The organism is Ruegeria sp. HKCCD7251 (assembly GCF_013031165.1).
Classification (GTDB): Bacteria; Pseudomonadota; Alphaproteobacteria; order Rhodobacterales; family Rhodobacteraceae; genus Ruegeria.
The window spans coordinates 523,860-537,889 of record NZ_WPZC01000001.1 but is presented as its reverse complement, the minus strand read 5'-3'; the positions used below and the strand labels follow the sequence as shown (position 1 = coordinate 537,889).

19 protein-coding genes and 1 tRNA gene are annotated in these 14,030 nt (G+C 57.4%); 12 read left to right on the top strand and 8 right to left on the bottom strand.

Features of this window, described 5'->3' with window-relative positions; translation table 11 throughout:
- Positions 1-165: 165 nt before the first annotated feature.
- Positions 166-729 carry a GNAT family N-acetyltransferase gene (locus tag GOX75_RS02650; protein ID WP_171121036.1) on the top strand — a complete coding sequence of 188 codons (564 nt, stop codon included), beginning with the start codon at positions 166-168 and terminating at the stop codon, positions 727-729.
- 7 nt (positions 730-736) lie between these two features.
- Here GOX75_RS02650 and GOX75_RS02645 read toward each other — a convergent pair whose 3' ends face one another.
- The 5 genes from GOX75_RS02645 to nthA all read right to left on the bottom strand — a co-directional run bounded on the left by GOX75_RS02645 (position 737) and on the right by nthA (position 4,107).
- A complete protein-coding gene (locus GOX75_RS02645; protein WP_171121034.1) occupies positions 737-979 on the bottom strand; it encodes a DUF2842 domain-containing protein in 243 nt (80 codons plus the stop codon).
- Positions 979-2,274, bottom strand: a complete 1,296-nt coding sequence (locus tag GOX75_RS02640) for an adenylosuccinate synthase (RefSeq protein WP_171121032.1) — start codon at positions 2,272-2,274, stop codon at positions 979-981. The genes GOX75_RS02645 and GOX75_RS02640 overlap by 1 nt, the downstream gene beginning before the upstream one ends.
- Before the next feature lie 212 nt (positions 2,275-2,486).
- A complete protein-coding gene (locus GOX75_RS02635) occupies positions 2,487-2,822 on the bottom strand; it encodes a nitrile hydratase accessory protein (protein WP_171121030.1) in 336 nt (111 codons plus the stop codon).
- Positions 2,819-3,496 (bottom strand): nitrile hydratase subunit beta, encoded by a 678-nt coding sequence (nthB, locus tag GOX75_RS02630; RefSeq protein WP_171121028.1) that lies wholly within the window; start codon positions 3,494-3,496, stop codon positions 2,819-2,821. Before nthB ends, GOX75_RS02635 begins: the two co-directional genes overlap by 4 nt.
- Positions 3,493-4,107, bottom strand: coding sequence for a nitrile hydratase subunit alpha (gene nthA, locus GOX75_RS02625; RefSeq protein ID WP_171121694.1), 615 nt, complete (start codon positions 4,105-4,107; stop codon positions 3,493-3,495). Before nthA ends, nthB begins: the two co-directional genes overlap by 4 nt.
- Positions 4,108-4,257: 150 nt before the next feature.
- Here nthA and secG point away from each other — a divergent pair, with 150 nt between their 5' ends.
- From secG to GOX75_RS02575, 10 genes are all read left to right on the top strand, one after another.
- Complete coding sequence (secG, locus tag GOX75_RS02620; RefSeq protein WP_171121693.1) at positions 4,258-4,623, top strand: preprotein translocase subunit SecG; 366 nt, start codon at positions 4,258-4,260, stop codon at positions 4,621-4,623.
- A 160-nt stretch (positions 4,624-4,783) separates the two neighbouring features.
- Complete coding sequence (locus GOX75_RS02615) at positions 4,784-6,427, top strand: CTP synthase (RefSeq protein ID WP_171121025.1); 1,644 nt, start codon at positions 4,784-4,786, stop codon at positions 6,425-6,427.
- Between the two features lie 103 nt (positions 6,428-6,530).
- Positions 6,531-7,298: an isocitrate lyase/phosphoenolpyruvate mutase family protein gene (locus GOX75_RS02610; RefSeq protein ID WP_171121023.1), complete on the top strand. Its 768-nt coding sequence runs from the start codon at positions 6,531-6,533 to the stop codon at positions 7,296-7,298.
- A gap of 112 nt (positions 7,299-7,410) precedes the next feature.
- A complete protein-coding gene (locus GOX75_RS02605; RefSeq protein ID WP_171121692.1) occupies positions 7,411-7,860 on the top strand; it encodes a TerB family tellurite resistance protein in 450 nt (149 codons plus the stop codon).
- Between the two features lie 20 nt (positions 7,861-7,880).
- The gene (locus tag GOX75_RS02600; protein WP_171121021.1) at positions 7,881-8,318 is read left to right on the top strand and encodes a TerB family tellurite resistance protein; all 438 of its coding nucleotides are present in this window, start codon (positions 7,881-7,883) and stop codon (positions 8,316-8,318) included.
- Positions 8,315-9,067 carry a PhnD/SsuA/transferrin family substrate-binding protein gene (locus GOX75_RS02595; protein WP_171121019.1) on the top strand — a complete coding sequence of 251 codons (753 nt, stop codon included), beginning with the start codon at positions 8,315-8,317 and terminating at the stop codon, positions 9,065-9,067. The genes GOX75_RS02600 and GOX75_RS02595 overlap by 4 nt, the downstream gene beginning before the upstream one ends.
- 125 nt (positions 9,068-9,192) lie before the next feature.
- Entirely contained in the window at positions 9,193-9,969 is a 777-nt protein-coding gene (locus GOX75_RS02590) for an ATP-binding cassette domain-containing protein (protein WP_171121017.1), read from the top strand.
- Positions 9,970-10,001: 32 nt separating this feature from the next.
- Positions 10,002-10,715 (top strand): transporter substrate-binding domain-containing protein, encoded by a 714-nt coding sequence (locus GOX75_RS02585; RefSeq protein ID WP_171121014.1) that lies wholly within the window; start codon positions 10,002-10,004, stop codon positions 10,713-10,715.
- Positions 10,716-10,787: 72 nt separating this feature from the next.
- A complete protein-coding gene (locus tag GOX75_RS02580; RefSeq protein WP_171121691.1) occupies positions 10,788-11,675 on the top strand; it encodes an ABC transporter permease subunit in 888 nt (295 codons plus the stop codon).
- A complete protein-coding gene (locus GOX75_RS02575) occupies positions 11,672-12,478 on the top strand; it encodes an ABC transporter permease (RefSeq protein ID WP_171121012.1) in 807 nt (268 codons plus the stop codon). Before GOX75_RS02580 ends, GOX75_RS02575 begins: the two co-directional genes overlap by 4 nt.
- 80 nt (positions 12,479-12,558) lie before the next feature.
- Here the strand turns inward: GOX75_RS02575 and GOX75_RS02570 are convergent.
- Together GOX75_RS02570 and GOX75_RS02565 are read right to left on the bottom strand one after the other, a co-directional pair.
- Positions 12,559-12,635, bottom strand: a tRNA-His gene (locus tag GOX75_RS02570).
- Positions 12,636-12,682: 47 nt separating this feature from the next.
- A complete protein-coding gene (locus GOX75_RS02565; RefSeq protein ID WP_171121010.1) occupies positions 12,683-13,165 on the bottom strand; it encodes a GNAT family N-acetyltransferase in 483 nt (160 codons plus the stop codon).
- A gap of 77 nt (positions 13,166-13,242) precedes the next feature.
- Here GOX75_RS02565 and GOX75_RS02560 point away from each other — a divergent pair, with 77 nt between their 5' ends.
- Positions 13,243-13,431 carry a DUF6324 family protein gene (locus GOX75_RS02560; protein WP_171121008.1) on the top strand — a complete coding sequence of 63 codons (189 nt, stop codon included), beginning with the start codon at positions 13,243-13,245 and terminating at the stop codon, positions 13,429-13,431.
- A gap of 4 nt (positions 13,432-13,435) precedes the next feature.
- Here the strand turns inward: GOX75_RS02560 and GOX75_RS02555 are convergent, their stop codons facing one another.
- Positions 13,436-13,867: an MmcB family DNA repair protein gene (locus GOX75_RS02555; protein ID WP_171121006.1), complete on the bottom strand. Its 432-nt coding sequence runs from the start codon at positions 13,865-13,867 to the stop codon at positions 13,436-13,438.
- Positions 13,868-14,030: the final 163 nt, after the last annotated feature.

Genomic DNA, 14,030 nt, shown 5'->3' with positions numbered 1-14,030 from the left:
AAATCAAAGGGCCGGTGCTATGCACCGGCCTTTTCTTTTGCCTATTCAAACTGATACCTCCGCGCCCGATTGTGACGAAACGTCCTTTTTGCTGCACTGCAGAATAATGGTAACCTGTCGCCATCTAATTTGATGCCCACAATTCGTTAAAACAGGAGTCGTGCCATGTATGAACTCCCAATACGGCGCCTTCGAATATACGACAAACCGAAAATAATAAGCCATTACAGAAACCTAAACGAAGACACGCTGACCTCTCGGTTTGGCGTCCCTGTCAGACCGGAATTCGTGCAAAACTATCTGGACGGAATATTTGACAATGCCGCGCTTGTTTTCGGGGCCTTTCCAGATTCCTGCCTGCGAGGTGTTGGCGAGCTTCGGACTGTACCCGATAGCCAGAATTTCGTGGCAGAAGTTGCGATGACAGTCGAAGCATCTTGGCAAGACCGCGGTATCGGCGACGCCCTATTCTCTCGGATCATTGCAGCCGCGCGAAACCGAGGCATTCGCGAGGTTCATATGCTGTGCCTGGCGACGAACCAGAAAATGCGCCGTCTGGCGGCAAAACACAAAGCTGAATTGAAGCTTGTCACCGGACAGGTCGAGGCCACACTGACCACACCATGGCCAAGCCCGTTCAGCCTCGCCGAAGAAATTTCGGGCGAGTATCACGCCTTAGCGCGCGCAATCCTGACTTGGCCATTACCCGAGCACGTAAACAGGCAGTAAAAACCGCCTATTCCGATGGCTGATCCGGATCTTCTTTGCCGACGCCCTTAAACACGAACTTAAATGGCAAAGCCCACAAGACGCCAAGCACGACATAGACCAGCAGTTCCAACCAGATCGGCGGTCGGTCGAGCCAATTCACAATTGTCACCACCGCCACGATATAGGCCGGCAGACCAACCAGCAGCAACACCATCGACCAACGACGGCGTGCCTTATAGCTGAGTCCTGGTTTCTGATCGGTGCCCATCAATCTGCAAACGGGTCAGTCACCAGAATGGTGTCGTCCCGCTCCGGGCTTGTCGACAACAGGGCAACCGGGCATTCGATCAGTTCTTCGACCCGGCGCACATATTTGATGGCGTTGGCAGGCAGGTCTGCCCAACTGCGGGCGCCCTCGGTGGATTCGCTCCAACCCGGCATTTCTTCATAGATCGGTTTACAGCGGGCCTGCTGATCTGCGGCGGTCGGCAAGTAATCCAGTCGCTCGCCGTCCAGATCATAACCCACGCAGATTTTCAGCGTCTCAAACCCGTCAAGCACATCCAGCTTGGTCAGCGAGATGCCGTTTACACCGCTGGTGGCACAGGTCTGACGAACAAGGCAGGCATCGAACCACCCGCAGCGGCGTTTGCGTCCTGTCACCGTTCCAAATTCATGACCCCGAGTGCCCAGACGGTGGCCGTCCTCGTCATCCAGCTCGGTCGGGAAAGGTCCCTCACCGACGCGGGTGGTATAGGCTTTGACGATACCCAGAACAAAATCCACCGACCCCGGCCCAATGCCTACGCCCGTTGCGGCCTGCCCTGCGATCACGTTCGAAGACGTCACGAAAGGATAGGTGCCAAAATCAATATCCAGCAGCGCCCCCTGCGCCCCTTCAAACAGAATGCGTTTCCCCGCCTTGCGCTTTTCATTCAGCACTTTCCAGACCGGAGCCGCAAAAGGCAGGATTTTCGAGGCGATCTCTTTCAACTGAGCGATCAGCGCGTCACGATCCACGGCTTTGATCCCCAGACCTTTGCGCAACGGATCATGGTGTTGCAGCGCCCGATCAACCCGTGCCTCAAGCGTCGCCTCATCAGCCAGATCAGCAACGCGCACCGAGCGGCGCCCAACCTTATCCTCATAAGCCGGGCCGATGCCGCGCCCTGTGGTACCGATCTTGGTACCCTTGCTTGCCGCTTCTTCCCGCGCTCGGTCCAGCTCACCGTGAATGGGCAGGATCAAGGGCGTGTTTTCAGCAATCATCAACGTTTCCGGGGTGATCTCGACCCCCTGTTTGCGGATCGAGGCGATTTCGTTCACCAAGTGCCAAGGATCCAGAACAACACCGTTGCCGATCACGCTCAGCTTGCCACCACGTACCACACCTGAAGGCAGCGCGTTCAGCTTGTAAACTTCACCATCGATGACCAGCGTGTGCCCGGCATTATGCCCACCCTGAAAACGCGCGATGACGTCTGCCCGCTCACTGAGCCAGTCGACGATCTTGCCTTTTCCTTCGTCACCCCACTGGGCGCCGACAACAACCACATTGGCCATATCCGGTCCTTTTGCGCTGAGATATCAAACTCGGCTCGTATAACGAGGAGAAAGCGGCAGGGAAACCGGTAATTCGCCGCAGACCATAACCGCGCTGCGCGCGATGCCTCCGGCGGGGATATTTATAGCCAGATGAAGAACGGATCCCCCGCTTCATCCGGCTACAAATATCCCGGGGGAGGCGCGCGGAACGCGCGGCGGGGGCAGAGCCCCTAGTCGGCACTCAATTCAACAGGGCTGCCATGGGGTGTGGTCAAATACGCTTTTTCCCATGCCGCTGATACATCGTCGATATCGCCGGCACTGGTTTCACCACTATCCGCCAGAAGCGTTTCCAGTGTCTCAAGCCAAGCGCGAAAATAATACTCGCCGCCATCGAGTTCCTTCTTCAACCCGTGACGCTTCAACGTAGCAGAAAATCGTGTCGCCCATTCCGGCCAATCGAATCGCCCCGCTTCGTTCAGCGCAACTGTCACGGCAAAGACTTGAGCGTGCCATGGTTCGGCAAATACCGGCTCGGGAGCTGTATGCGCGATGCAATCGGTCATGATGGCTCCAGATAACTTTGCCAGAGGTCTAGTACGACCTCGTCCTTGGGATTTTCGGGCGCTGCCCAAAGTTCCGATGCGTCGAAAACCACTGCATAAAGCGGCTCGGGCGATTCTCCGAGGCCGTGCGCGTTTGAGTCCGGTAAGACATGGCTGCCGTGAACACGCAGAACCCGCCCCTCGGCTCCAGCGGCGTAGGCTGGCAATCGTGTGTGACCGCCATCCACCAACCGATTGGAAGCAGGGTGAACGGTCCGAACGTACTGGCCGATTTCATATCGCACTGGCACGTTGGACGGTCGATCCGCTGGACCACCTTTGGATAGCGCGGCACTAACGGCTTCAGCTTTGAGCGTCCTTGATGCCAGAGGATGCGGCCCCTCTTGTTCCGCCCCTCTCAAGTCGGCCAATGTCAGAACACCTTGCTCGACCAACAAGTCAGCCAAGGCAGATATCCATTTTTCGTAATAGGAAAACCGCGTGTAATCCTTCGGCGATAAGCGCTCACGCGCATGGCGCGAAATGTCGATGTTCCACTGGCCTAGAAAGCCTGCTGCCAGAGTTACAGCCAATGCGCGACCATGCCACTCCTGGGGAAAAACCGGCGCGTCTACGGCATCGGGGACTACCGGGCCATCGCCAAACCGCCCACCCATGTCGTGAACCCGTGTCATGAGGGCACCTTGGGCAAACCGGTTCCAATCATGCTGTCGCGTGTCACCAGGGCGGCCAGAGCGTCTTCGTCAAGCGATACAGAGCCCTTGGGCCGCATTGGTAAAACCAGATAGCGGATCTCGGCGGTCGAGTCCCAAACCCGAACGGCAGTTTGGGATGGCAGCGTCACGCCGAACTCGGTCAGTACTTTACGCGGTTCCCGAACGGCACGCGCGCGATACGCGTCGGACTTGTACCACCCCGGGGGGATACCGAGCAGCGGCCACGGGTAACAACTGCACAAGGTGCAAACTACCATATTATGTTGGGCAGGCGTATTCTCGACCACTACAATGTGTTCGCCCTGCCGCCCATAAAATCCAAGATCAGCAACAACCGGGGTCGCATCCTCAAGCAAAGCGCGTTTGAATTCCGGGTCCGTCCACGCCTTTGCGACGACAAGCGCACCATTCTGAGGGCCTATCTTGTTTTGGTAGGTGTCGATAATCTCATCCAAAGCCGCGGGGTCAACCAGCCCCTTGCGAGTCAGAATCGTCTCGAGCGCCTTGACGCGCAAGGCAGGTTCGGGTGGCAAAAGGGCGTGCGGGTGGTCGTGATCATCATGGGGCATGGCCGCAGGTTGCGCCACGATCCGCCGATCTGTCCAGTCCCTTTGCCGTGATAAGACACATCATTGATCCTGATGGAAACTCGTGACTTGCCCCCGGAACCAAACTTGCATAAGTACCACGCGATACACGCCACGCTGTACAGGACCACCATGGAAAACGTCGTTCTCATCATCCATCTTCTTCTGGCTCTGGGCCTGATCGCCGTCGTCCTGATGCAGCGGTCCGAAGGCGGTGGTCTTGGCATGGGTGGCGGCGGTGGCGGCGCCGTTAGCGGCCGCGCGGCTGCAACTGCGTTGGGCAAGGTCACATGGATTCTGGCGGCGTGCTTTATCGTCACGTCGATCACGCTGACGATTCTGGCGGCTCAGAAATCCTCGGGCAGCTCGGTTATCGACCGGTTGGGCGTTCCCGCCCCGGCTGCGACTGAAGAAAGCGCACCGGCGGTTCCGTCGGCGGACGATCTTCTGCCTCCGGTACAGGGCGACAACGCGCCGCTGATCCCGCAGGCCGACTGATCCACAAAACCTAGAATCCTGACAGAGAACTGCAACAGCATCTTGCGGTTCTCTTGCGCTTTGGGCGCGAATCCTTTATGTATGGAGTCCCGTGATGCAACGGTTTTTCGGAACCGTCGGGCAGCTGATTTTGACGTCTCACGGGAGCTAGCCGAACAACATGGCGCGTTTTATTTTCATCACCGGTGGTGTGGTTTCGTCCTTGGGCAAAGGGTTGGCCTCGGCAGCTTTGGGTGCCTTGTTGCAGGCACGCGGATACTCGGTCCGGCTGCGCAAGCTGGACCCCTATCTGAACGTCGACCCCGGCACTATGTCTCCGTTTGAACATGGTGAGGTGTTCGTCACCGATGACGGGGCCGAAACCGATCTGGACCTTGGCCACTATGAGCGTTTCACCGGAGTCGCCGCGCGCAAGACCGACTCGGTCAGCTCGGGGCGGATTTATTCGAATGTGCTCGAGAAAGAGCGCCGCGGCGACTATCTGGGTAAGACCATTCAGGTGATCCCGCACGTCACCAACGAAATCAAAGATTTCATTGCCATTGGCGAGGATGAGGTTGATTTCATGCTGTGTGAGATCGGCGGCACCGTCGGCGATATCGAGGGCCTGCCCTTTTTCGAAGCCATCCGTCAGTTTAGCCAGGACAAGCTGCGCGGCCAGTGCCTGTTCATGCACCTGACGCTGCTGCCCTACATCAAGGCCTCGGGCGAGTTGAAAACCAAGCCAACCCAGCATTCGGTCAAAGAGCTGCGCTCGATCGGTCTGGCCCCTGACATTCTGGTTTGCCGGTCGGAAGGTCCTATCCCAAAGAAAGAACGTGAAAAGCTGGCCCTGTTCTGCAACGTGCGCCCTGACAGCGTGATCGCGGCGCAGGACCTTAGCACGATCTACGACGCGCCGCTGGCCTATCACAAGGAAGGTCTGGATCAGGCAGTTCTGGACGCGTTCCAGATCAGCCCTGCCCCGAAACCCGATCTGGCGAAATGGGAAGACGTCAGTGATCGAATCCACAACGCCGAAGGCGAGGTAAAGGTCGCCATCGTCGGTAAATACACCCAACTAGAAGACGCCTATAAGTCGATTGCCGAGGCGTTGACTCATGGTGGCATGGCCAACCGCGTCAAGGTCAAGGTCGAGTGGGTTGACGCCGAGGTGTTCGATACAGAAGACGCCGCGCCCCATCTGGAAGGATTCCACGCCATCCTTGTCCCCGGTGGCTTTGGCGAGCGCGGCACGGAAGGCAAGATCAAAGCCGCGCAATACGCGCGCGAGCACAAGGTTCCCTATCTGGGTATCTGTCTTGGCATGCAGATGGCGGTTGTCGAAGCAGCCCGGAACGCGGCTGGCATCAAAGAGGCGGGTTCCGAAGAGTTCGACCACGAAGCCGGCAAAAAGCGTTTTGAACCTGTGGTCTATCACCTGAAGGAATGGGTTCAGGGCAACCACAAGGTCGAACGCAAAGTCGGCGACGACAAAGGCGGCACCATGCGTCTGGGCGCATATGATGCGGTTCTGGCCGATGGCTCGAAAGTGGCCGAGATCTACGGCGGCACCAACATCGAAGAACGCCACCGCCACCGCTATGAGGTCGATATCAAATACCGCGAGCAATTGGAAAAGGCCGGGCTCAAATTCTCGGGCATGTCTCCTGACGGACGTCTGCCGGAAATCGTCGAATGGTCGGACCATCCGTGGTTCATCGGTGTTCAGTATCACCCTGAACTAAAGTCGAAGCCGTTCGACCCGCATCCGTTGTTCCGCGAGTTTGTGCGCGCGGCCAAGGATACCTCTCGTCTGGTCTGACCTTCACAGGATCACTGCCTTGTGACAGCCGATGCGAAAAATTCTGTACGCATCGGCTGTTTGCGCCTTTAACTGTCGTCACAACAACGACAGGAGACCGGCCATGACAGATCAGATCACACGCGCAGAAACCTTTGCCGCCCTGCACAAGAAGGGCGACCCGGTTATTCTGTACAATATCTGGGACGCTGGCAGCGCCGGTGCCGTGCGTGATGCCGGGGCCAAAGCGATTGCCACGGGTAGCGCCCCGGTCGCGATGGCGCAGGGGTACGGGGATGGTGAGAACATTCCCATGGAGGCCGCGCTGGACAATGCCCGTCGCATTGTGTCGGCCGTCAATCTTCCTGTGACACTGGATTTCGAAGGGGCTTACGCATCGGACGTGCTTGGCGTGGCCGCAAATGTCGAACGTGCCTTGGAAACCGGGGTGATCGGTTTCAACTTCGAGGATCAGATCGTCGGCACGAAAGAGTTGTATGACATCGAGACTCAGGAAGCGCGGGTACGGGCAATGCGCGAGGGCTGTGATGCCGCCGGGATTCCCGCCTTTATCAACGCGCGCACAGATATTTTCCTCAAGGCCAGGCCCGATACACATAGCGATGACATGTTGGACGATGCAATCGCACGCGCCAAAGCCTATGCCGAAGCAGGGGCCAGCGGCTTTTTTGCGCCGGGACTGAAGGATGAGGTGCTTATCGCGCGGTTATGCGAATCGACCGAATTGCCTGTAAACATCATCGCCCTGCCCGGAACACCGGACACTGCAACATTGGCATCACTGGGCGTGGCGCGCATCAGCTATGGCCCCGTGCCCTACAAACAGATGTTGGGATGGCTGCAAGAACAGGCGACAAAGGCTCTGAACTAAACTTCAGGGCCTTATGGCCCGCTGAAACCCACACAGCGGGATTTTGACGATTCCAGTCCATGACATGTAGTCCGTGCTTGGCGGGCTACAAAATATGGAATATTCTAAAATTATGTTGAAGAAGTTCTTTCAGGCGTTTCGCCCGCCACAGCATACGAATCTGCCCGACCCGGACGCTGAATTGGCGTTGGGTGCGTTGATGGTGCGCGTGGCGCAGGCGGATCGCGACTATAAGCTGGAAGAAATCAGCCTGATTGATCGGATACTTGCCCGTCTGTACCAGCACAACGCGATTGAGGCCGCCAAGGTCCGCGCCACTTGCGAAAAACTGCACGCGGCGGCCCCCGAGACAGACACGTTCGGCAAACTGATCCGCGAGACCACAGACCTGCACGAGAGGCTGGCCGCCCTAGACGCCCTGTGGGAGGTCGTTCTGGCCGACGGCAATTCCGACGAAGGCGAGATGAAGATCGTCGAGGAAGCCCGTATTGCGATGGGCCTCAGCTTCAACGACAGCCAAGCTGCACGCGGCCGCGTGCAAAGGCGCTTGGAAGAAACCTAGTCGGCCTCTATATCTTTCGCATGTTCAGTGAATTCCTGTCCCGGCTTACTCAGCCTCAGCCCGACCCGCTTGCCGATGACGATGCGCGATTGGCGTTGACCGCCCTATTGGTCCGCATTGCTCGGTCAGACAACGACTATGCCGACAGCGAGATGGCGCGGATCGACCGAATTTCCGCCGAACGCTATGGCCTGTCCCCGTTCGAAGCGGCCGCCCTGCGCGCTCGCGCCGAAGATCTTGAGGCCGAAGCCCCGGACACCGTCCGCTTTACCCGCGCGATCAAGGAAGCCGTCCAATATGAAGATCGGCTTGCCGTGGTTCAGGCAATGTGGTCGGTTGCGCTGGCCGATGGGCACCGCACGGGAGAGGAAGATTCCCTTTTGCGACTGGTGGTCAGCTTGTTGGGGGTCAGCGATGTCGACTCGGCCCTGGCGCGGCAAAAGGCAGCCAAGGCGTGATCGCTGCGTTGGGCATGTATGACATGCCCGCTGTTCGATCCGCGAATGATCATTTCTGGCTTTTGATTCGTGAAAACCTTGGCTTCGGCCCCGCCAGCCTGACACGGGACCAAGATGCATGGAGCATATGGCAGAGTCCCGACCTTCTGTTCGCCCAGACATGCGGGATGCCCTACCGCACCCGATTGCACGGCAAGGTGCAACTGGTTGGAACACCGGATTACGGGCTGCCGGGATGTCCACCGGGGCATTATCGTTCGGTCTTTGTTGCTCGGCAGGATGACCCCCGTGGGTTGAAAGAGCTTGCAGGCGGGACATTTGCCTATAACGAGGCGCTTTCGCAGTCCGGCTGGGCCGCTCCTATGGTTCACCTTGCCAAAGCCGCCCAGTTTCCGTCTGAATTGCTTATGACTGGCGGTCACGCGTATTCAGCCCAAGCGGTTGCGGATGGTCGCGCCGACTATGCCTGTCTGGATGCCGTCACTTGGGCGTCGTTGAAGAAACTCTCAGACTTGGGAACAGCGTTGCGCCCTGTTGAAGAAACATCCCCGACACCCGCCCTTCCCTTCATCACGGCCATCGGGCAAGACGCAGCCGCCATCGCACGGGCAACTCAAAAGGCGATAACCGAATTGTCTGATCAGGACGCAGAACTGCTGCTTCTGCGGGACCTTATCTACATCCCGGCGGATGACTATCTGGCTGTTCCCAATCCACCGCAAGCGGCTGCCGACTTGCTCAATCCCTGACCGATTTGGCCAGAACGTCTGGTCATTTTGACAGTTTCTGAGCGGTAACGCATCATTTGCGCATTGCATTGCTCAAAAATTTAAGCCCTAGTACCGCACCAACACCAATAACACTCAGGGCTCCCGTGACAGATTCCACTCCGGTCATCGAAATCAAAAACCTACACAAGAGTTTCGGCAATCTAGAAGTGCTGAAAGGGGTGGATATTACGGCCAGACGCGGTGATGTGGTGTCTTTGATCGGGTCGTCCGGGTCTGGTAAATCCACGCTTCTACGCTGTTGCAACCTGCTGGAAGACAGTCAGCAGGGGGAAATTCTGTTCAAGGGCGAACCCGTCCGTTGGGCAAGCCAAGGTCAACACCGTCGTCCCGCCGACGCAAAACAGGTTCTGCGTATCCGCACCAACCTGTCGATGGTGTTTCAGCAATTCAACCTGTGGGCCCACATGACAATCCTGCAAAACGTCATGGAAGCCCCGGTCACCGTGTTGGGCCGTGACAAGACCGAAGTTGAGGACAGCGCGCGGAAATATCTGGAAAAAGTCGGTATCGGCGACAAGTGCGACGTATATCCGGCGCAACTTTCAGGCGGTCAGCAACAACGTGCCGCGATTGCGCGCGGACTGTGCATGGAGCCCGAGGCGCTGCTGTTTGACGAACCGACCTCGGCGCTGGACCCTGAGTTGGAGCAGGAAGTCATCAAGGTTATCAAGGATCTGGCCGCTGAAGGCCGCACCATGATCATCGTGACCCATGACATGAAAATGGCGGCCGATATCTCAAGCCACGTGGTGTTCTTGCATCAAGGGCTGATCGAGGAAGAGGGCCTTCCGGAAGACATCTTCACCACCCCTGAATCCGCACGGCTTCAGGGCTTTCTATCCGCCACCAAGGCGGCATAAACTCAGGAAAGAACTAAACTGGGGAGTTACCAATGAAAAACCTGATTCTGACCACAGCAGCGCTGGCGCTTGGCGCGGGCATGGCCATGGCGGACACGATCCGTCTGGGCACTGAAGGTGCTTATGCACCGTGGAACTTCGTAAACGACGCGGGCGAGATCGACGGGTTCGAGCGCGAACTGGGCGACGAGCTGTGCAAGCGCGCCAGCCTGGATTGCGAATGGGTCAAGAACGACTGGGATTCGATCATCCCGAACCTGGTCTCGGGCAACTATGATGCCATCATCGCCGGCATGTCGATCACCGATGAGCGGGACGAAGTCATCGACTTCACCCAGAACTACACCCCGCCAGATCCGTCGGCTTATGTTGCCATGTCCGATGGTGTTGATCTGGAAGGCGGCGTCGTGGCGGCCCAAACAGGCACCATTCAGGCTGGCTACATTGCAGATTCCGGCGCAACTCTGGTGGAGTTTGCAAGCCCCGAAGAAACCATCGCAGCCGTCCGCAATGGCGAAGCTGATGCGGTTTTGGCTGACAAATCCTTCCTGGTGCCCTTCACCGAAGACGGCTCGGGCATGGTCTTTGTCGGTGACGAAGTCCCGCTGGGCGGTGGCGTCGGCATGGGCATCCGCGAGTCCGACGGTGAGCTGAAAGAGAAGTTCAACGCCGCCATCCAGTCCATGAAGGACGATGGCAGCCTGAACAAGCTGATCACCAAGTGGGAAGTGTCCTCGACCTTCTAAATTGCTAATTGCGGCGCGCCTGACAACCGGGCGCGCCGCATTCTGAGCCTTTGCCAGTCAAAGAGGCCCGCCATTTTCTCGTTCTGCACTGATCCCGAAACGCTCGGCACTGTCCGTTGGTTCTCTTGCTATTTGACCAACGGCGTTCATTGGCTGTTTTACCTGTCCTTCTTCAAGGTTTTGCTGCTGCTGGCCATTACCGCGCCCGTAGCCTTGGGATTCGGCTTTCTGGGGGCCATGGCTGCCCGGTCGCATATCCTGCCGCTAACGTGGTTGGGAAAGGGATATATCGCGATCGTGCGCGGCGTGCCGGACATCGCATTTTTCATGTTTTTCGTAATCGCGCTGGATCAGGCGTTTGAATGGACGCGGCACAAGATACTGTGTCCTGAATGGACGGACCCAATCCGGCAGGGCAATGATTTTATCGTCTGTCAGTCGGCGAAATTGCCGCTGGGCACAGCCCCCGAATGGGTGCACGAAACCTATGGCTTCTTTCTGGCCGTGATCACCTTTTCCATCGTGTTCGGAGCTTTCGCCGCCAACGTCCTGTTTGGCGGGATGCGCGCGGTTCCCCATGCGCAATTGGAAACGGCGGCGGCTTATGGGATGACACACAGCCAGACCTTCTGGCGTATCCTTGTGCCCCAGATGTGGGTGTATGCCCTGCCCGGCCTGTCGAACCTATGGATGGTGCTGATCAAAGCTACGCCGTTGTTGTTCCTGCTGGGTATCGAAGACATCGTTTATTGGGCGCGCGAACTGGGCGCGTTCAAGAACCCGAAATTCACGCAATACCCGCATGGCGACTGGCGCATGTGGTATTTCCTTGCCCTGCTGGTGTTCTACCTGGGCATGACCCGAGTTTCTGAAATTGGTCTCGAACGGCTGATGCGCCGCCTGTCCCACGGTCAGGCCACATCAGGCGGAGAGCTGTTGCGCAAGGAGACCACCGCATGAGCTGTATCCAGACCATTCAGGACTATGGCCTGCGCTCAATCGGTATTGGCGAGCGGGCCATTCCCAAGGCTGATTTCACCCTGTGCGAACAGTTCACCCTGATCGGTTCAGGCATGATCTGGAACATCTATTTCGGAATCATGGCGCTGGTCACGGGGTTCTTTCTGGCCACGGCACTGGCACTGGGCAAAGCGTCAACAAATGTATGGCTGCGTAAACCGTCGGAATGGTTCATCTTTCTGTTCCGGGGCTCGCCGCTGTTCATCCAGTTCTTCTTTGCCTATTTCTTCTTCTTGTCTCTCAAGCAGAGCTTTCCGCTCCTTGATGCGCTGACCTCGGCCTGGCTGGGCGCGCTAATCGTGCTGTTCTTCAACACGGCCGCCTATTCGGGCGAGATCTTTTACGGCGCGCTGCGTTCAATTCCCAAGGGCGATATCGAGGCTGCAGACGCCTATGGCCTGACAGGTTGGTCCCGCTTCCGTCGCATCATCTGGCCCACGATGCTGCGACTGGCGTGGCCTGCCTATACGAACGAAGCAATCTTTCTGTTCCACGCCACCACACTGGTCTTCTTCTCGGCGTTTCCGGTCTGGCAGCAACGAGGCGATGCGCTGTATTACGCAGGGTATTTTGCAGACAAGACCTTCAACCCCTTCATTCCCTACCCAATTCTGGCCTTCTACTTCATCCTGCTGACACTCGTGGTCATCTGGGCGTTCGGGCTGGTCAACAAGCGCCTGAACCGGCACCTGCCTGCCGCCAAGCGCAGCAAAATGAAGCTGAGGCTGAACCTGGCGCGCTGATTTTCGGCGCGCTACTTCATTTTCAATGCATGAATGAACGGCCTAGCCTGCCGTGTCACCAATCTCTGATCAGGGAGAAGTGGTACCGCCTCCCTGGCTTGAACAGGGGACCTCTGGATCCACAATCCAGCGCTCTAACCAACTGAGCTAAGGCGGCACTCGTGAGGGGCGATTTACCGAACGCGCCCGGGGAATGCAAGAGGATTAAAGCCGAATTTTCCAGCTTTGTTCGACAAGATCGACACCGAAGGAATGGACCAGTTTGCTGCCTGTCAAATGCCAGCCTGTCGCCTTGTAAAGCGCGCAGGCGGCGCGGTGACTTTCGTGCGTCCACAATGACATCTGACCGAACCCTACAGTGCGTGCGTGGTCCATACATGTGTACAACAGGCGTTTGCCCAGCCCCATTCCCCGCGCCTCGGGTACAAGAAAAAACAGGCGCAGCTTTGCGGTGCTATCGTCCAGTCTGACGCAAAAAATACTGCCTAAACGCTGACCTTCTTGTTCGGCAATCCAGCCTCGCTCAAACTCGGGGTCATGGGTCGCTACGAAATCCTCAAGAATCCGTTGAACCAGCGGTGCGAAGGTTTCGTCGAATCCTTCATCACGCTCGTAGAGGGTCCCGTGCTGTTCAACCAGCCACGGCACGTCCGAAGCGCAAAAGGGTCTTATCTTTGCATTGTTCATAATGCATCTGACCGCATCAGCGTCTTGATTCTCAAGCCTTTGCGCGATAGCACGAATGCTCATCTCCGGAGGCGAATATGGGCATCAACACCGAACGTGACATTCAGGCCAACCTGCAAATCGGCCCGACCGATCAGGGCATGGTGCGCCTGTTCATCGAAGCCGACGGTCTGGAAGTCCCGATGGATTTTGACCCCGAAGAAGCCGAGGAGATTGCGGATGAAATCCGAGCCGCCGCGCAAGCCGCACGCGAGGTAAAAGGCTGATTTTTCAAAGCCTTGGATCGCGAATCGCGTGCAGTCTACGTGCCGCGTCCGTTGCAAACTTTTGTATCATTTTCTTGCGCCTTGCCGGCGCCAGCTTGTCTTCGGGCGCCATGCGCACAATCTCGGCATCATAGGCGTCAGCGATAATAAGGCCGGTTTCCTGTGGCAGCAGGTCTGTTGGAAAATCAGTATCCACGGCCCAGAAAAACCGATCACACCATTCAAGATAGCCCTGCCATTTGGCATCCGACTGATAATCCGCGCGGCTGGACTTGCACTCAACCACCCAAAGCTCACCCTTGGGGCCCAGCCCCATGACATCCACACGCAACCCACGCACGGGCACAAACTCTTCAACAGAAACAAATCCATGCGCGCTGAGATGGCGCGCGACACCGCGTGCAAGCTTCTGTCCAGGCTGCAAGTCCAATACCATCCGGGGAATGTGAACAATTAGAGAACAAAAATCAACCCGCCTCCCCTTGCTTATCCAGTCAGCAACACCTAGTTAGACCCTTGGCGGGTTCTGCCCTTCTTGTGATTGGTAGCATTCTGGTGGCCTTAAGCAATTCCGAGGGGGCTGGCTCTGTTCAGGTCCT